Source organism: Pseudoalteromonas sp. APC 3224, from assembly GCF_030407535.1.
Taxonomy (GTDB): Bacteria; Pseudomonadota; Gammaproteobacteria; order Enterobacterales; family Alteromonadaceae; genus Pseudoalteromonas.
Window position 1 is genome coordinate 42376 of record NZ_JASDDF010000009.1, and the last position, 19398, is coordinate 61773.

Annotated in this window: 14 protein-coding genes and 2 pseudogenes; 4 read left to right on the forward strand and 12 right to left on the reverse strand. The window is 41.2% G+C overall.

Annotated features, from left to right (window positions below):
* Positions 1-70: 70 nt before the first annotated feature.
* The gene (locus QL989_RS06485) at positions 71-334 is read left to right on the forward strand and encodes an accessory factor UbiK family protein (RefSeq protein WP_008112735.1); all 264 of its coding nucleotides are present in this window, start codon (positions 71-73) and stop codon (positions 332-334) included.
* Between the two features lie 48 nt (positions 335-382).
* Here QL989_RS06485 and QL989_RS06490 read toward each other — a convergent pair whose 3' ends face one another.
* The 8 genes from QL989_RS06490 to ilvG all read right to left on the reverse strand — a co-directional run bounded on the left by QL989_RS06490 (position 383) and on the right by ilvG (position 9531).
* Positions 383-1027, reverse strand: a complete 645-nt coding sequence (locus QL989_RS06490; RefSeq protein WP_290169166.1) for a short chain dehydrogenase — start codon at positions 1025-1027, stop codon at positions 383-385.
* Between the two features lies 1 nt (position 1028).
* Positions 1029-1694, reverse strand: coding sequence for a carbonate dehydratase (gene can / locus QL989_RS06495; protein WP_008112739.1), 666 nt, complete (start codon positions 1692-1694; stop codon positions 1029-1031).
* Between the two features lie 10 nt (positions 1695-1704).
* Positions 1705-2892 (reverse strand): methyltransferase, encoded by a 1188-nt coding sequence (locus tag QL989_RS06500; RefSeq protein ID WP_290169170.1) that lies wholly within the window; start codon positions 2890-2892, stop codon positions 1705-1707.
* 108 nt (positions 2893-3000) lie between these two features.
* Positions 3001-3984 (reverse strand): ABC transporter substrate-binding protein, encoded by a 984-nt coding sequence (locus QL989_RS06505; RefSeq protein WP_290169172.1) that lies wholly within the window; start codon positions 3982-3984, stop codon positions 3001-3003.
* A gap of 144 nt (positions 3985-4128) precedes the next feature.
* Positions 4129-5682 (reverse strand): threonine ammonia-lyase, biosynthetic, encoded by a 1554-nt coding sequence (gene ilvA, locus QL989_RS06510; RefSeq protein WP_178954674.1) that lies wholly within the window; start codon positions 5680-5682, stop codon positions 4129-4131.
* A gap of 2 nt (positions 5683-5684) precedes the next feature.
* A complete protein-coding gene (gene ilvD, locus QL989_RS06515) occupies positions 5685-7541 on the reverse strand; it encodes a dihydroxy-acid dehydratase (protein ID WP_109875496.1) in 1857 nt (618 codons plus the stop codon).
* 101 nt (positions 7542-7642) lie between these two features.
* On the reverse strand, positions 7643-7885 hold the full coding sequence (gene ilvM, locus QL989_RS06520) for an acetolactate synthase 2 small subunit (protein WP_028834467.1): 243 nt from the start codon (positions 7883-7885) through the stop codon (positions 7643-7645).
* Positions 7882-9531 (reverse strand): acetolactate synthase 2 catalytic subunit, encoded by a 1650-nt coding sequence (ilvG, locus tag QL989_RS06525; RefSeq protein WP_290169175.1) that lies wholly within the window; start codon positions 9529-9531, stop codon positions 7882-7884. Before ilvG ends, ilvM begins: the two co-directional genes overlap by 4 nt.
* A 527-nt stretch (positions 9532-10058) precedes the next feature.
* On the opposite strand from ilvG, the gene QL989_RS06530 reads away from it, so the two are divergent.
* The 3 genes from QL989_RS06530 (at position 10059) to QL989_RS06540 (ending at position 13225) form a co-directional block, all read left to right on the forward strand.
* Positions 10059-11732, forward strand: coding sequence for a phosphoethanolamine--lipid A transferase (locus QL989_RS06530; protein ID WP_290169177.1), 1674 nt, complete (start codon positions 10059-10061; stop codon positions 11730-11732).
* Complete coding sequence (locus tag QL989_RS06535; RefSeq protein ID WP_010390346.1) at positions 11729-12100, forward strand: diacylglycerol kinase; 372 nt, start codon at positions 11729-11731, stop codon at positions 12098-12100. Before QL989_RS06530 ends, QL989_RS06535 begins: the two co-directional genes overlap by 4 nt.
* A 246-nt stretch (positions 12101-12346) precedes the next feature.
* Positions 12347-13225, forward strand: coding sequence for a TraB/GumN family protein (locus QL989_RS06540; RefSeq protein ID WP_054202573.1), 879 nt, complete (start codon positions 12347-12349; stop codon positions 13223-13225).
* 6 nt (positions 13226-13231) lie between these two features.
* Here the strand turns inward: QL989_RS06540 and QL989_RS06545 are convergent.
* The 4 genes and pseudogenes from QL989_RS06545 to QL989_RS06560 form a co-directional block, all read right to left on the reverse strand.
* Positions 13232-14683: pseudogene (locus QL989_RS06545) on the reverse strand (ATP-binding cassette domain-containing protein).
* A 67-nt stretch (positions 14684-14750) separates the two neighbouring features.
* Positions 14751-16475: pseudogene (locus tag QL989_RS06550) on the reverse strand (response regulator).
* A 116-nt stretch (positions 16476-16591) separates the two neighbouring features.
* Positions 16592-18922 (reverse strand): fatty acid cis/trans isomerase, encoded by a 2331-nt coding sequence (locus QL989_RS06555; RefSeq protein WP_290169181.1) that lies wholly within the window; start codon positions 18920-18922, stop codon positions 16592-16594.
* On the reverse strand, positions 18922-19284 hold the full coding sequence (locus QL989_RS06560) for a hypothetical protein (protein WP_290169184.1): 363 nt from the start codon (positions 19282-19284) through the stop codon (positions 18922-18924). Before QL989_RS06560 ends, QL989_RS06555 begins: the two co-directional genes overlap by 1 nt.
* Positions 19285-19398: the final 114 nt, after the last annotated feature.

The window sequence follows — 19398 nt, forward strand, 5'->3', positions numbered from 1 at the left end:
CACTACAATACGCCTAGCCAATAAGGTAATATTAGTTATTATCATTTTAGGCAACAGGCAAGGGAAGACTATGATTAACCCAGCAAAACTTGAAGAAATTGCGAAACAGATCACTAATAACATGCCACAAGGTGTAAAAAACCTGGCTGATACACTTGAAGGTAAAACTAAGCAAGTGTTACAAAACAAGCTTGCCGAAATGGACTTTGTAAGCCGTGAAGAGTTTGATATTCAAAGCCAAGTGCTGATCCGCACACGTGAAAAGCTAACTGAATTAGAAGCAAAAGTGGCGATACTTGAACAGCAATTATCGGCAAAAACAGACGCTGAATAATAAATATAACGCCATAGACGAACCTGCTTTATGGCGCTAATCACTCAGTTATTCAAATAGCTCGTCCAGCACATAATAACCCGTTGCTTGTTGCTGCTCTATGCTTACCCTCAGCAATTTATTAGCTACTTGCTCACCGGTAATGGGTCTATACCGTTTGAGGATACCAAAACGCGTTAGCAGTGGAAGTACCACCTCACCGAACTTTTCTGCAATTCTAAGCTCTGAACGCTCGCCGACTAATAAAGACGGTTGCAATATACTCAAGCGTGCAAAGCCAAGCTGCTTCACCTGCTGCTCAAGCTCTCCTTTTATTTTTAAATAACGGCTCATACTATGCGCATTTGCGCCACTTGACGATACCAAACAATAATGCGGAACAGCGTTATTGGCCGCCATTTGCGCACAAATAAATTGGTATTCAAAATCAACTTTACGTTGTGCAGCCACACTACCCGCTTGCTTTAATGTGGTCCCTAAGCAAGAAAATAATACGTCACCTTTGAACAATTCAACATGATGCGTCAAATTTTCAAAATCAATAACATGGCTAATTAATTTAGGATGAGAAAAATCTAATTGGCGGCGCGATAAACTCACTACCTTTGAATAGCAAGAAGATGCTAACAGCTGTTGTAATAACTGGGTGCCAACTAAGCCGGTACTGCCGATTATTAGCGCCGTTTTGGCCATATTAAAGGTGACTGTCCGCAGATTTATTTAGTACATGGTGTACTGCTTTTTTATAGCTTTCACACTCTTCTTCAGCACAACTAACTACCGATTCTAAGTCATGCAAATGACCATTTTCTAAGCCATATACCCAACCATGAACCGTGAGTTCTTGACCTCTTAGCCATGCATCTTGAACAATGCTAGTGCGAGATACGTTACGCACTTGCTCAATCACATTAAGCTCTATTAAACGATCAAGACGTTGTTTTTCTGGCAGAGCATTAAGTTGCTCTAGGTGTTTTTCTTTTACATCACCAACGTGGCGCAGCCAGTTATCAATAAAGCCAAAGCGGTCCTCGTTTAGTACCGCTTGCACACCACCACAACCGTAGTGGCCAACAACCATAATATGTTTTACTTTTAATACTTCGACCGCGTACTGCATAACCGATAAACAATTATGATCGGTATGTACAACCACGTTGGCAACATTACGGTGCACAAATAACTCACCCGGTAATAAATCAACAATTTGATTAGCTGGCACCCGTGAATCAGAGCAACCTATCCATAAGTATTCTGGGTTTTGTTGCATCGATAAAATTTTGAAAAATTCAGGGTTCGCTTCGCTCGTTCTAGATGCCCAGCGTTTATTATTTTCTAGTAAGTTATTTAAATTTCTCATTACATCTCTTTTAGGTTGAGGGCGTTTTTAAACTGGCTAAAATTAAAATATTACGGGGTGTTAATTGCTTCTCACAAAATGTATTAACACTGACGTCATAGCCTTGCTGCTGCAAATATAAAGCACGATCGAGCACAAGCCAAACTTCTATTGCTCTTCTAAACACATGTCGAACCAGTTCAACTCGCTCTGTTACTTTTTTTCGCGCCTGCCCAATCAATAAAAACTTATTGTAATCAATATCTTTTGGCAGTTTTAAGGCTTTTTTGTCTGCCGCCCAGTTACAAAATGCTGCAAACGAATCTGAAAATATCGCTTTATTCACTGAAGGGACGCTGACATACCCTAACTCACCAGTAAGTGACTTTCTTAAGGCATCAAACCCTAGTCGCCACTCCACTTCTGTTTTTCGCACTTTGCCTACTCGCGAAGGAGCTGTAACAGTTTCTTGCAGGGCGAGCTTTAAATCTCTGTGAGTTAAGTTTAATCGACTTTGCTGAGCATGCTCGCTCATCGCTTGGTAATTATTATCAGTAAATAAATGATAGCAACAAGGTGAAAAGCTAATTTGTGGTACTTTTGCTGCACTGGCTTGATGCATAAAAGTTTGGTGTAACGCACCGCAGGCATGCAAAGCGACGGCATGAGTGTGTGGGCTAAAAAAATCCTGAATGCTATCCTTAAGTACATCGGCTTGGCTAAATTGTATTGCAAGTCCCTGCTGCTGTGCACTTTTTTTCCCTTGTTCACACAAATGAGATTGTAGCTCAACGCTGTGTATACTCTGCGCACCATTAAAAGCTAACATTCGCCCTAAATGGCCTTTACCTGCACACCACTCTAATACAGGCTGATTACTAGTGGGCAATGCGCCAACAAAATCTTGTAGCTGAGTAAACTTTCGACCTTTAATACCATTACTGATCCAAAACGGGTATTCCTTCCGAGTGTTAGTAATGGCAGGCAATGACACTAATCGGCTAAGTTGCTCAACAGCGGGAATATAGGATGAAAAAAACTGATAGAGCTGTTCTTGATCAGAGTCTAATTCAGCAACCGCCTGATCGGATAAAGCGCTCAAAGGAGCATGTAATTCAGGCCAAGGTAAAGCGTCAAAATCAAATGCAGTACACTGCCAATACAAGCGAGTATTCATTAGCAAAGAGTCGAGGGCAGAAAATTGCTCAGTTAAGGTCATAACAGCTTAGGATATAAAAAAGACGCTTAATTATACCAGCACAATAGCACCTGATTAAGCAGTTATTTTTTTAACCTCGCAGAGCAAGGGAATGGAGTAAGTAATCCACTAGCGCGATTTAAACATTAAACGTAAATAGAGGGGGATAGAAATAATGCTTATTATAATAGCCGCAATCAGCATCCAAGAAAGCTGCAGTGTTTCTTGCTTTTTATATTTATAAATAAAATCAGCTTTTACTTCATCAAACTTTGTTTGATCAATCTCATATAAGTCAGCAATTAAACGCCATTTAGCCATCGACATATTACCCACAGTAGTACTCGGTGGAGCAATATAGTCTTTAAGTACCTCAGCCTCATATGCCAGTTGATGAAAACTGCGATCAGGCGCATAAAACTGTTGGGTTATGGCAATGGCTTCATCCATATTCATTACCGCGTAGCGCCACCCTTTTAAACTTGCTTGATAAAACTTTTCTACCGTATCGGGGTGATACTTAACCATACTATCGCTGGTAAATAAAATATCCGCGTATACATCCATCCCATAACGTTGTGGACATATAAGTCTATGAGCAACCCCTTGCTGATCCATATGATAAGGTAGGTCGGTAACATACACTTCTATGGCATCTAATTTATTTTCCATCCATGCTTGTTGCAATTCATCGCCTTTGTAAACAGCCAGTTTTTCGGTATCAATACCACTGCGCTTAAGCATAGTTAGTAACTCAGAATTACTCTCTTTGCTGACTTCACTTACACGCTTGTTAATAAAATCACGAGCATGAAAAATATCTGAAGTTTCTTTTACCATCCAACAGTAAGGAGAAAACTGTAATATGGCAGCCATGGCTACAAAGGGTTCACCGGCAATACGGCGTTCTAATATACCTGAATGTGCTACACCAAATTGCGCCTCTCCTCGCTCTACCGCACCAAAACTATTTGGCCGTTTTGGATCGGCAGGAACTATATTGACGTCTAAACCGGCCTCATTATAAAAGCCTTTTTGTTTGGCCATGTAATAGCCAGCAAATTGAAATTGGTGCGTCCACTTTAATTGTAACGTGACTGATTCCTGCGCCATTAACTGGCTACAAAAAAAGCAGATGCTAATTATTATTCCTTTAAGTAGCAAAGCAGGCTTCCATAAACATGATAATTAATTATAACTATATGTAAAACAGCTAATAAAGCAAGCATCGGGATAAGATGCTTGCTTAGGATAGAGTTAGGCTAGAGCGATTTTTTCAAGCTTTTCTGCTTGAGGTTGGGTAGTTAAAAACTGAGTAAAACAGGGATTATCGGTTTCGTCTTGGACACTGTAACCTAGCCGATTTAAGTGCTCATTAAACATCTCATATTGGCTTGGTTCAATAGCAAAGCCTGCTAATACATTCCCCATTGACCCGCCATGATTGCGGTAGTGAAATAAAGTGATATTCCAGTTACTACCCAGCGTATCTAAAAAGCGCGCCAATGCGCCTGGATACTCTGGAAACTCAAACCTTAGTAAGCGTTCATGTAACTGCTCTGGCGCTTTACCGCCAACCATATAGCGTACATGCAGCTTTGCTAATTCGTTATCTGACAAATCGCAAAAGGTATATTTGTTATCTGTTAGACTTTGTTTAAGCTCTTCAAGTTCTGCTAACCCTTGACGTAGCGCAATACCAACAAAAATTTGCGCCTCGCCAGGCCCCGCATAACGATAGTTAAACTCAGTAATGGCACGCCCACCTAAAGATGTACAAAACTGCTTAAAACTACCGCGCTTTTCATCAATGGTCACGGCTAATAAAGCTTCGTTTTTCTCACCCAGCGCAGTGCGCTCAGCCACATAACGTAAGCGATCAAAGTTTAAATTAGCACCAGACAAAATAGCGGCTAAATTTAACCCCTTTAAACCCGACTGCTGAGACCATTTTTTAAGCCCTGCAGTTGCAAGCGCTCCTGAAGGCTCAGCTATAGCACGGGTTGATACAAAAATATCTTGCATGGCTGCACATATTTCATCGTCTGATACGGTAACTACTTCATCACAAAACTTTTGTGCCAGTCTGAATGTTTCGCTACCAATTATTTTAACGGCAACACCATCGGCAAAACTGCCAACGCGATCGAGTTCTACCGGCTCGCCTGCTACTAAAGCAGCTTTTAAGCAGGCGCTTTCATTCGCCTCAACCCCTATCACTTTGATATCGGGGCGCAGCGACTTAATATATACCGCCATACCTGCCAGCAAGCCGCCGCCGCCAACAGGAATAAATACCACATCTAAATCGTTGAGCTGTTGCATTAATTCACGGGCAACCGTACCTTGACCAACAATCACATCAGGGTCATCAAATGGCGGTACAAATACGCCGTTTCGCTGCTCAGTTAATTCCAGCGCATACGCTTTTGCGGCATCAAATTGATGGCCATGCAATACGACTTCACCACCCAATGCCCTTACCGCATTAACCTTTATTTCAGGTGTGGTCACGGGCATCACAATGGTGGCTTTGTGCCCTAAGTGTGAGGCACTTAGTGCCACACCCTGGGCATGGTTACCTGCGGATGCGGTGATCACAACCGAGCCTTTAGGCAGCTTATTTAATTTATTAAAAGCACCGCGTAATTTAAACGAGTACACGGGTTGCTGGTCTTCACGTTTTAACCAAACATGATTACCTAATCGTGTACTCAATTCGGCCATTTCACTTACCTCAGTCACCTTGGCTAAAGGCTCCATATTGGCTTGGATAATCGCGCGAAAATAATCGAGTTCTTGAGAAACCATACCTAGCTAAGCTCCTCCAGTTTGGCTAAATCGCGAACTGCACCTTTATCTGCGCTGGTTGCAAGTAGCGCATACGCTTTAAGCGCAGATGATACATAACGATCACGATTAAGCGGTTTATACGCTTGTTTACCACGAGCCAGTTGTTTTTGCTTGCGAGCTTCAAGCTCTTCATCGCTTAACGCCAGCGTAATTTCTCGGGTGGCAATATCGATGATAATTTTATCGCCGTTTTCAACATAAGCAATTGCGCCACCGCTGGCAGCTTCCGGCGATACGTGGCCAATCGATAGACCCGACGTGCCACCTGAAAAACGCCCATCAGTAATTAATGCACATTGCTCTGCCAAGCCTTTTGATTTTAAATAGCTAGTTGGGTATAGCATTTCTTGCATGCCAGGGCCGCCTTTAGGCCCTTCATAGCGAATAACCACCACGTCGCCGGCTTTTACTTCGCCATTTAAAATCCCTTCTACAGAGTCATCTTGTGATTCGTATACCACAGCAGTACCTTCAAAATGCAGCATTTCATCAACAACACCCGCACTTTTAACGATACAGCCATCTATTGCTAAATTACCTGAAAGTACGGCAAGACCGCCATCTTGACGAAATGCATGTTCTACACTGCGAATACAACCGTTTTCACGGTCGTTATCACCCTCATCCCAACGACAATCTTGGCTCATTGCTTTAGTGGTACGAATACCTGCAGGGCCAGCACGATAAAACTTTTGCGCAGCTTCGTTATTCGGATCGGTTGCATCCCACTTTTTAACCAGTTCACCCATTGTCATACCAGCAACATGGTTAACCGATAAATCAACTAACCCTGCCTTTCCAAGCTCGCGAACTATCGCCATCATGCCACCAGCACGGTGTACGTCTTCAATGTGGTATTGCGCTGTAGCTGGAGCAACTTTACATAAAAACGGGGTTTTACGTGAAAGTTCATCAATGTGTGACATATCAAAATCAACGCCGGCTTCTTGTGCCGCTGCGAGTAAATGCAATACCGTATTTGATGAACCGCCCATAGCAATATCAACCACCATAGAGTTCATAAATGCGGTTTTATTAGCGATAGCACGAGGCAGTACGTCTTGGTTATCTTTTTGATAGTACTCACGGCATAAATCAACGATACGTGCACCCGCTTCAACATATAGTTGTTTGCGGTCTTTATGGGTCGCAAGCGTGGTCCCGTTACCAGGCAGCGCAAGGCCAATTGCTTCTAATAAACAGTTCATAGAATTGGCGGTAAACATCCCTGAACACGACCCACAGGTAGGGCATGCAGATCGCTCAACTTGCTCAGAGTCGGCATCACTTACCGATTCATCAGCGCCTTTAACCATAGCATCAACCAAATCGAGCTTAATATCGATATTCGCTAATTTGGTTTTACCTGCTTCCATTGGGCCGCCCGATACAAAAATAACGGGTATATTTAAACGCAGCGCCGCTAACATCATTCCAGGGGTGATTTTGTCGCAGTTAGAAATACAAATCATCGCATCGGCACAATGGCCGTTCACCATATACTCTACTGAGTCGGCAATTAAATCGCGCGATGGCAGAGAATAAAGCATACCGCCGTGACCCATGGCAATACCGTCATCGATAGCAATGGTATTAAATTCTTTTGGTACACCACCGGCCTGAGTAATGGTTTCAGCCATCAGTTCACTAAGCTGATTAAGATGCACATGCCCCGGTACAAATTGCGTAAATGAGTTCACAACAGCAATAATTGGCTTACCAAAGTCGGTATCAGTCATGCCTGTTGCACGCCATAATGCTCTTGCGCCTGCGCGTTTACGCCCTTCAGTGGTAGTTGCACTTCTTAATTTAGCCATAGTTACCTCAGTGTTTGCCGCAATTAATGCGGGCATTCCTCATTCTAAAAATTGATGAATAACCAAATAATCAGTTACTCGTAAAATTCGTTAAATTTATTTTATACAGCCTGTTGCTGTAAGCTTTGTAGCGTTACATGTTTCACATCAACCAATTTATTTAACTGGCTGGTAAGCAAGTAAATTGGCTTATCGCTATCAACCGTCATCGCCATATTATATTGACCATCGTCCATATTGAGCTGTAAGTGAGTTAAATCAAAACCACGATGACGCACCACACGTAAAAAGCGCTCGATTGCGACACTTTGGCTTTTTAAGGCAATAGTTAAACTGTGTTTCATTGTGCTTTCTCCGTCATCATTTCATCGTTGGCAGCTCCAGGCGGAACAAGTGGCCATACGTTTTCTTTATCATCGATACAAGCATGAACAATATAGGGTCCATCGCTATTTAATAAGGCAGTGATTGCATCATCCACTTGGTTGGCATGGGTAATAGTTTGCCCAGGAATGCCAAACACAGCAGCAAGTTGTACAAAGTCAGGGTTGTCTGATAGGTTAGTTTCGCTGTAACGCCCTTCAAAAAATAGTTCTTGCCATTGGCGCACCATTCCTAAGCGCTGGTTATCAAGTATCAGTATTTTTACTGGTAAATTATTACGGCGAATAGTGGCAAGCTCTTGAATGTTCATCATGATTGAACCATCGCCTGAAACGGTGATCACAAAGTCATCTTTACGCGCTATCTGTGCACCTATAGCCGCGGGTAAACCAAACCCCATAGTGCCTGCACCACCACTGCTTAAGTGGTTGCAAGGGTGGCTAAACTTCATGTGCTGAGCGACCCACATTTGGTGCTGGCCTACATCACAACACACCACACTAGTGCTTGGCATACGCTGGCTAAGTTGATTAAGTAAGTAAGGAGCAAATACTTTTTCACCAGGGTAGTCGTAGCGCCACGCGTGTTTGACCTTCATTTGTTTACTATGATCGCACCACGCTTTTGGTGTAACCACGCACTCAAGTGCAGGGAGAGAAGTTTTTAAATCAGCAATTAATGACGCTTTTACAGGTTTACGTTTTCCGACCTCGGCTGCATCTATGTCTAAATGAATTACGTTTGCTTTTGCAGCAAACTTAGCTAAATTGCCCGTTACACGGTCATCAAAGCGTGCGCCAATACACACTAATACATCACATTCTTGCACCGCTAAATTAGCCGCTTGACCGCCATGCATACCTAGCATGCCTAAATCATATTCGTAATCAGGTAATACACTGCCCAATGCTTTAAGGGTTGAAACCGCTGGCATTTGCGTTTTATTTAAAAATTGCATTAACTGCGCTTGCGCATCAGCGGCATGGACCCCGCCACCAACATAGGCAACAGGCTGTTTGGCTTCACTGAGTAGTTGGTTAGCAATAGCGACTTGATTTAGATCTAGTTGAGGCAAATATTCATCTACCGCTAACCAAGGTTTAAAAGGTACTTGCGCCATTTGAATGTCTTTGGGGATATCAACCAAAACAGGGCCTGGTCGACCGCTTTGTGCTAAATGCATCGCCTCTTGTAATATTTCGGCTAAATCTTCTGCTCGCTCAACCATATAACTGTGTTTTGTACATGAAAGCGACATACCCAACACGTCTATTTCTTGAAAGGCGTCAGAACCAATAGCTGCGGTTGGTACTTGCCCGGTGATGGCAAGTAAAGGCACTGAGTCCATCATGGCATCAGCCAATGCGGTAATTAAGTTAGTAGCACCCGGGCCTGATGTTGCTAAACATACACCTAAGCGGCCAGTACTGCGTGCATAACCTACAGCTGCAAACCCTGCGCCTTGTTCATGGCGAGTGAGGTAATGTTTTACAGGCGCACCATACAAGGCATCGTAGATGGGCATAATAGCACCACCTGGGTAGCCAAATACTTCATCTACGCCGTGCTTGGCGAGTAAATCAATTGTTAGTTCTGCGCCTGTCATTAGTAAATCCTCATTCCTGTGTGACAACCCGTTAAAATTTAATCTTAAAACTAAAAAGCCCCCCGGACGGTTAAGTGCGGAGGGCTTTTCAATGCTTAGTTTTTTAAAGCACTACGAAGCCCTCGCGGGAATAATCACCACGATAATAATCAGGACTAGGTTAAGTGCATTGTTAAGCATAAAATTTAATACCATTTAATTTCTGTAATTACGAAACTCTTGTTTCGCTGTCTTTTTATATTAGTACCGCGCTCAGGGCGCTAAGTCAACATCAAATTCAATCCAAAATAATTATAAAAACACGCAGGCCTAGGTTTTAAAATTCAAACAACCTAAACAAAGTGAATTTTTTATCCCTTCATTTCAACTCAGGAAATTCACTATTCTTATAACGGTGAATTATGGTTTGATTAATTTTTAGCAAACCGCTGTATTTTATAGCTCACAAAATAAAATAAATTGACTTCTTAAGTGTTTCTTAAGTGTGACGACCTAGCATAACAACGTTCACTAAAAAGAGATGTGTTATGAATTCAATTTTCAAACTCAGTAAGCAATCGCAAGCAAACACCAAAAAGCGCTTTTACTTTAACTGCAGCGCTAATGCATTTGTTATTTTAATGGCATGCTATTACGGCTTAATCATTAATATTCCATTTATGCATGGTGCGTTTAGCGCTATTACTTCGCTGCACACATTTTCGTGGTTATTTCTATTTTCTGTACCGCTACTACTTGTGTGTTTATTAGTTATATTTTTTTCTTTGGTGTCTGTTCGAGGGCTATTAAAACCCATCAACTACTTACTACTCGTGCTCTCAAGTGCCGCACTTTACGGCTCATTAAACTATGGAGTGGTATTTGATTACTCAATGATACAAAACGCAGCAGAGACGGACTCTAGTGAAGCGTTAAGCTATTTAAACTTGCAACTTGTTGGCTTTTTACTGCTTTTTGGCGCATTACCTGCCTTTGTTTTGAGTCGTATAAACGTAAACTGTGCCCGCCCACACAAAGAAATACTCAGTCGTATTAAACTGTTACTAGCATGCGGTGCTTTGATTGCTTTAGTAGTAGTAAACTTTTACGCCGATTATGCGGCAACAGGTCGAAATAACCGTATATTGAAAAAAGAAATCATTCCATTTCAATACCTTTCTAGTGGCTATAAGTATGCACGTGACCAGTTGCTTTACAGCGATATTAAATTTAAAAATATTGATACCACACCAACTTTAGCATCGCCAAGTACAACACGAGTTACTGTCATAGTAGTAGGTGAAACCGCACGAGCTGAAAATTTTTCCTACCAAGGCTATGAGCGCAATACCAACCAATACACACAAAAACATAATGTCACTTATTTCGATAATGTATCGTCGTGTGGCACGGCCACAGCAGTGTCAGTACCGTGTATGTTTTCACTGCAAACTCATGCCAATTTTTCTCGTTTAGACAGTGATAATCAGCAAAACGTGATTGATTTGATACAACAAGCAGGCGCAGATGTCTTGTGGGTTGATAATAACAGTGGCTGTAAAAACGTCTGCTCGCGCGTACCTACCATTAATATTGATAGCAAAGCATCCGGACTATGTGATGGTAAATACTGTTTTGATGAAGCGTTGCTAGCCCCACTAAAGCACAAGCTTGCTAACTTGAGTCAGGCTAATACGCTTATAGTGCTGCATATGATGGGTTCACATGGCCCTACTTACTTTAAGCGCTACCCTGAAAAATTTAAACAGTTTAGTCCAACCTGCGACCGCAGCGATATTCAGAACTGTAACGCTGAAGAACTGGTTAACACCTACGATAATACAATTGCTTATAGTGATTTTATCAACGCTCAAGTTATTGAACAGTTAAAGGCACTACCAGCCAATATTGATAAGCAATTACTGTATGTGTCGGACCATGGCGAGTCGCTCGGTGAAAATGGTGCGTACTTACATGGCTTTCCCTATGCATTTGCACCAACAACTCAAACCCATGTGCCTCTTTACATCTGGGCTGATGAGCATAATCAGCGCATTACAGCCAAGTGTCTCAACAATTTAAATAGCACTTTAGCGCAATCACACGATGCTATTTTTCATACCCTTTTAAACTTAACCGGTGTTGTGAGTAAAACCTACCAAACCTCTGAAGATTTACTCGCGTCATGTCAAACGATTAACCATAGCGAAGCTAAAATATGAATAATAAAACCGTTATAAAACGCCAAGGCCTAATGCGGCTAATTTTTACCTTAAGCCATACATTTAACGGCCTAAAATGGATGAGCCGATTTGAGGCTGCTTTTCAGCAAGAGTTGGTTTTATTTAGTTTGCTAGGCGTATTTGCCTGCTTGCAAGAAATTACTTTAAGTAGCAAGTTAATATTAATTGCCAGCTTATTGTTTGTGTTATTTGCTGAGTTGGTCAATACCGCAGTCGAAGTGGTGGTTGATCGCATCGGTAGCGAATATCATGAACTATCAGGCCTAGCTAAAGACATCGCTTCTGCCAGTGTCTTTATCGCCATGCTCATCACCGTTCTGCTTTGGTGGTCTGTTTTATGGGCTTAATTAGCCAAGGTAAAAAAAGCATTAGTGCTGCTGTAGGTCATGGTGGTGTTTTTTCTCAGTCTATGAAGCTTTTCACGAATCGCCTTGAGTTCATAACAAAGTGAACGCGTTTTGACTAATTTTGGCAACATGGCCTACAGCAATAATTGGTATCAATAGCGCTTTTTAATCTGGCATTTTTACGTTACCTATAAAGTAAACTAAGTTAGTATTTATAAAACAACTTTAACTTGGTTAGGATTCTTTATGAAAGTGTCATTGCGTATCAGTCATTTATTGATAGCGTTCGTTTTTTTAGCATTTAGTGTCAATGGCTATGCAGCTCCTGCTCTATTCAAAATAGAAAAACAAGGCGCTAGTTCGTATTTATTTGGCACCGTGCATGTAGGTGATGCCAGCATGAAAGGGCTACCACAAAAAGTGACTCACGCACTGGATAACAGTAAGCAAGTGGTTGTTGAAGTGGATATTAGTAAGCTATCACCTTTACAAATGCAGCAACGCTCTATGCCGTATATGCTGCTTAATAACGGGCGTACACTGCAGAGTGAGCTGTCGACAGAAAATTATCAACTCCTGAAAGACTACTTTGCTAAAAAGTCGATTGATATTGCCATGTTCAACAGCTTTAAACCTTGGGCTGTGATGTTAACCATGATGCAAATTGAGTTTCAAAACGCAGGATATTCAGATAAAAATGGCATTGATAAGCAAATATTAGATTATGCCCAACAGCATAATATTAAAATTGCAGAGCTTGAAACCATAGAGCAGCAACTACAAATGTTTAATGGGTTAGAGTCATTAAGCAACGCTATGATGGCAGAAACCTTTGAACAACTCAGTGATATTAATACCTACTTTATTTCTCTAGTAAATGCATGGAAACAGGGCGATATGAAAACCCTAACCAGCTACTACCACACAAGTTTTGATAACAGCCAATACGGCCAACAAAGCGAACAAGTGATGCTAATTGAGCGTAATAATAATTGGGTCACTCAGCTCACCCCAAAACTTGAACAAGGCAATATTTTTATAGCGGTAGGTGCTCTGCATTTAGTTGAGCAACATGGCTTAATTAAACAACTGCGTGACCAAGGATTCACGGTGACTCAGTTATAAACAAGCTTATATAATCGACTCACTATGAGCTGTATGCTGTTCATAGTAAGTTGGTTTAAAATCTTCCATTTTTAAGGTGTGTTCAATCCCTTTAATGGTATCTGCTGCATGATGGTTTACATAAATAACGGTACTCGTTTTTGCCGCACACACCTTTTCTATTAGCAGTAAAACGCGTTGACGATTTGCCTCATCAAGCCCTAAACATGGCTCATCTAAAATAACTAAGGCGGGGTGTTTAACCATTGCGCGTACAATAAGTAATAGGCGCTGATCGCCATACGATAGTTGGGTAAAAGCGCAATTTGCTTTATCGCTTAGGCCAATTAATGCCAGCCACTGTTTCGCTAACCGCATTTGTAACTCATTGGCTTGTTGATATAAACCAATACTATCGAAAAACCCAGAGATAACAGTATTGAGCGCCGAAATACTCACTCTATACTGTAAATGCAAGGTATTAGAGATATAACCAATATGCTGTTTTATATCCCAAATACTCTCTCCTGTGCCACGCTTGAAACCAAACACCTCAATCTCATTGTTATAGCACTGAGGGTTATCACCGGTGATTAAATTTAATAAACAGGTTTTTCCTGAGCCATTCTTACCGGTAAGTTGCCAGTGTTGGTGTTGCTTAATTGTCCAGTTTAAGTTCTCAAAGATAGTCTGTTCACCATAACGTACATGCGCATCAGTAAGCTTAACGAGTGGCGTGTTTACATTTGAAATAAAAGTAGGTTCGGGTGAATCTGGAATAGTTATAGGTGTATGTTCTAAATGCAGTAACTTAAACAAATCGGCTCGTTCTGCTGCGCACGGTTTTGCTAAGCTATGTTGTAAAAGACCCTTACTCACATAAGCAAAGTGATCAACAAACGCAGGAATATCATCGATACGATTTAGCACAAACACAAAGCAAGTGTGCGTACTCAGTTGCTTTAATAGGCGGTTTAACTGCCTAGCCGATTCAGTGTCTAAGCCATCAAATGGTTCATCAAGCACAACTAAATCACTGTTAGCAGACAGTGCTTTAATCAATAATAATTTACGTGTTTCACCGGTCGATAAATCAGTAAAGTTACGATTAAGTAAGGCATCAAAATTAAGAGCTGTAATTAGCTGTTGGCATAAATCGTTATTTATTTCAGGCGCAGAAAAGAGTATATCGGTTACTTTTTGTGTTTTATCACTTTTGCGATTAGCGCTTAATAACTGCTTTTGTAAATCACTTGAAACCAACTGTAGATTATTAAAAGTACTATGGCGTTGCCCACTTTGTTGCTTGGCTTCACCAATAAGCGTAGCCCCAAGCGCAGATTTACCGGCGCCATTGCCGCCAAGCAATACCCAGTGTTCCCCCTGTTTTACTTACCAAGTTAAATCCTTAATATAATAGCGATTACTGCCACCGGTGGATAAATAACCATTAAATTGCTGAAGTAAAATTGAGCGCACACTAGATCCCAAAATAAGGCTTAAAAATTCAAATTAACGTACAAAATAACAATTAGGCAAGTGAGATTTAATCAACCTCTGTTAGAAGAGCATCGTTTAGTGCCGCTATTATACTTTGCTGATCTATAGGTTTATGAATATGACTTATTGCTCCACAAGCTTTAGCGCGAGCTATATCACTATCAGAAGTGTTTGCGGTAACCACAATAATGGGTCGTGTTTTGTCTTTTTCATGTAGCAGCTTTGTGGCTTCAAAGCCATCTAAAACCGGCATATTTAAATCCATAAATATAACATCATAGCTATTTTCAGCCGCCATTTTACAAGCGACTTTGCCATTTTCAGCCGATTCAACCTGTATGTTCAAAGAACTTAATAACTTTGTTAGAACTAACATGTTGAGCGGGTTATCTTCAACCACTAAACACTTAAGATCATCAGGCAAGCGCGTTGGCTTAGTTTCGCTTGTGTCCATCTCTAATGGTAGGCTTAAAAATACAATGGCGCCTTGTGGATGATTATTCTCAAAACGAATGTCGCCATTAAGCGCATTAACAATATATTGCACGCGGGTAAGCCCTGTTCTAAGGCCTTGAAAATGGTTACTTTGTTGAGTGTTATCTAATTCGAGCTGACCAACCGGGTGGCTAAAGCCACAACCACTGTCTTATATGCTTAACTCTAACTGATGGTTATTGAGCGTAGCAATGACGGTGACCTCTCCTTGCTCAGTAAACTTTAATGCGTTATTAAGTAGTTCAGAAACAATTTGTTGTAGCCGTGCGTGATCTACAATCACCGCGCAGTCTAAGTTCGGTGCTAACTCGGTAATTAACTTTAACCCTTTCTCAGTACAGCCATATTGATACACAGCCAGTATTTTGTTTAAAGTTGTTAGTAGGTTGTCTGAGGTCGGCTTTAATGACCAACGGTTTAAACTAAGCGCCTGTAAATCTTGAAGTTCATCTAACATCGCTAGCAGCCTAACAGAACAATACTGAGCTTGACGCTGAATTTGTTGTTGCGAGCTGGGAATGCTTAATTCATTTATAGAACTAATTAATCCCTGTAACGGAGTTCTAAACTCATGACTGGCGCGTGCAATAAAATGTTCTTTATTCTGACTGACTTGCTCGGCAAATTCTTTTTGTTGTTGATACTCAAGCAGGGTCTGCAAAACTTGCCTCTCCATTGGCATAAACACAAATCTTAACTCTATAAGCAATAACGCTAGAGTCAAAAACCAACACAACAGCTCAATATTGGCAACCCAATTAACCTTTGTCACCGCTTGCTGCTCAAATAAGCTCACCGCGGTGTCTAATTTTTTTAATAATGCTTCAATCTCGCCCACAGAAAACATCACGGGATTCGCTTGTTCTTGTTGGGTCAGTAATTTTTTTGCTTGTTTTATAAAACTAGATACCTCGGCATCTAGGTTACCTGGGGCGGCATAATATAAATCAACTAAAGCAGCATTTAAATAAATCGCCTCACCTTGCTCGTTTTTAGTGAGTAAAAAAGTATGCCCTTGCTCGAATAGCCTAAGTGAGTGGGCTAACGATTTCAGGTGCTGTTCTTTGTTAGCTGTTTGATTAATTAGCGCATTACTATGCCACGCTATTTTTTGTGACAGCATACGTTGCTTACCCGCTATATTGATAATTTTCGCATCGTATTTTTGCACAGAAAAGACGTATTGCATGAGTAGTGCGGATACGCTGATCAGCAAGGCAATAGCAATTAATGCCCACCGATAACGCTTGCGAATACTCTTTACAATATTAAACATAAACCAAGCTGCTTTTTATTTTCACTTTAATCTAACTGTAGCAAGTTAATCAGTTAATTCACTAATTATTAGATATAAAAAAGCCCAACTAAAAAGCTGGGCTACTTACAATATCATTAACGATTTTCTAAGCGGTTATAATCAAACATACCAAATTCAACCCCCCGATACTGGCGGGCAACGTGATGTAATATATCGCTGTATTGCCAAAACTGAGGGTGCGTTCGACGAATCGCAAACTTAGACTTTAAAGCCCGATAATCCGCCTCTACTTGCATAAGCGATAGCTGCTCTGCAAATGCAGCAACTTGTTGCGGGTTATTTAAATACCAAATTGCTGATGGGTAATCACCAATAAAACCAGGCACAATTGTCACGGTATCTTCTTCATAAGCACGCTGGCCGTCTTCGTTTAATAAGCTCGAAATATTATAATGCGCGTTATGATGAATAATCGTATAAGCCTTGTGCTCATCTTGCTCTTTTACTAACACATACGATAGCTGCGGGAGTAAGTTAATTGCTTTAGCGGGCATGGTGTTAATTGCACTTAATGGTGCGGGTACTTTTTTATAGTCATAACGAGGACTTAATACCGGCTCAAGCGTTTGTTTAATTAATCCATATAACTCTGATTGTGGCTTATCAGTTTGGTAACTAATACCGCTGGGCTGACTAAACTCACGGTTATTTTCGAAAAAGGTCGATAGACTTGGCGGTGATTTACGATACCAGCTTTGCTTAATAGCTTCGCGTTGTGACTCTGGTAATAACGCAAGAAAGTTTTGCTCACCCTCTAAGCGTAAAAAATCCATATATAAACGTGTTATCAATTGATGGCCAATATTGCCATACACATCAAAGCCTGCCACTAGTAAGTAGTGAATACGCTCAAATAATGCATAATCAAGTACCCACATCGTTTTAGGTTGCTGGCCAACAAGCCCTTTTACAACTGTTGCACTATCAAAATGACGAAAAATTGTCAGCGCCGCATTTTGGTTATGCCCTTCCCCTTTCCACAGTAAATCAGTAGTTAAGTGCTCGCCATTTTTGAACATTTTATTAGCTAGCTCTACCTTGGCTTTTAAATAGCGTTTTTCGCGAACTGAGTATTTTACCCAGTTAGAAATAGGTAACGCATTACTCTCCTCGGCTGCTGGTAACTCTAATGCGTCTTCATGTTGCATTAGCATTTTACCAACCTCTGGAGTCGCCACTTTTTCAGGATCGGCAAATGCCACCCAAAAATGGTCATTAATCACGTTCAGTGCAATTTGACCACGACAGACAGGCCCTTTAATGAAGCCCATAATAATTAATTCAGCTTCATCGAGCATAAATTGATATTTAGCATCAATAGGCAGTGCTTCAAAAGTTTTAAATGGATTTGATGCAAGTGCTGGCTCATAGCTTGGTAAGCTAGATACAGTGTATTTTGGTGCGATGAACTGCTGATATAAGCGCGTTAACTTCTCATCCGTTAACTTAAGCGGCAAATGCGTTTTTGACAAAATAGTAGAACGATCGTGAAGCAGTCGATAATAAACACGCTCAACATTTGGGTTATCATAAGGGCGACGGGCGCTAATTAACTTAATATCTTCCCCAGGAGGAGTGCTTGAACGCACCAACTTAAAAAAGTTTGGTGATTGCGCATCACTAAAATAGATGTGCGCTAAAAACCAATGTTCATAAATATAACGCGCTGATAACTGATACTTCAAACCATCTTGATTTAAAAATGCTTCCCAGTTTTTTACCTTTGCAAGCTCAGCAGCTGATGGCGGCTTGATATGCGCCATTTTCCCGCCTTTTTTAATCCAATTTTGTAGGTGCTGAAATTCAGCAGCCGATACCCCTGGTAAGCCATAAGGCATACCCGCATGCGGTTGCTCATCCGCTAATTGGTCAAACTCACCCATGGTCGCACAACTTTGGTTGCGACTAAGCGAAAAATCAAAGCGTTCATCTAATACTTCATCTTCTGGCAAAGGTGAACTTTGCTTTAATACCAGCGTGTTAAATAACACACTACCGGCTAAATTGGCTTCTTCATTTTGTGCTCGCTCGTTTAATACCGGGCTAAACTCTTTTTCACGCCATTGCTCAGTGGTGGTTGCATCAAATAATAGTCGGCTCGGCGTTGAGGCTAACAACCGAGTGCCGTCGTACACCAGCTCTTTACTTAGCCCTCTATCTATTCCCTCAGGAGACGACAACTTCAACTGGCAAGGCGCATCATAACAACCATGGCAAACCACGCAGCGAGTATCTATTACAGGCTTTACATGTTGAAGAAATTCGGCGCCATCACCACTATTAGCGTCAACAATACGCGCTTGTGTTTTTTCGGGACCAAACAGTTCGTTATAATGAGCATTTCCGAGGTAGGCACAGCCACTTAAAATAATTAGTACAAATGTACTTATAATGATCTTTTTCATTACTCTGCCTCATCGCCCAAATCGAACGTGGGCATCATATCAACTTGAGGTGATACGAATGTCAGCTCACCAACTGTAGTCACTACAGCGCTTAATAGAGGGCCTTGAGTGAGCGTTAGTTGAGCGTCATGTTCACTTTGCACTACACTTGAAAAGCTTGAATTGATGACATTCAATTCATAGTCCGTAATGCTTATGCCAATACTACTGTCAGCACTGGGGTTTTGACATAGCTGAGTCAGTAGCTCATCACTTAAAATAACTGAAATTTCCACGTCAGGCTGCGCTAAGTCACGCGTACTTAGTGTCTCATCTAGAATAAATAAAGGGAGGGTTAAATTGCTATCTTGTTCAAGTTCCATTGGACTCTCTTGCTGACTGGCGGTGTAATTACCGCCATTATAGCAAAAAAGCACATAATTACTGCGACTAAATAACCATACTAAAGCCTAAAATTAATCCTAAGCATTACCAAT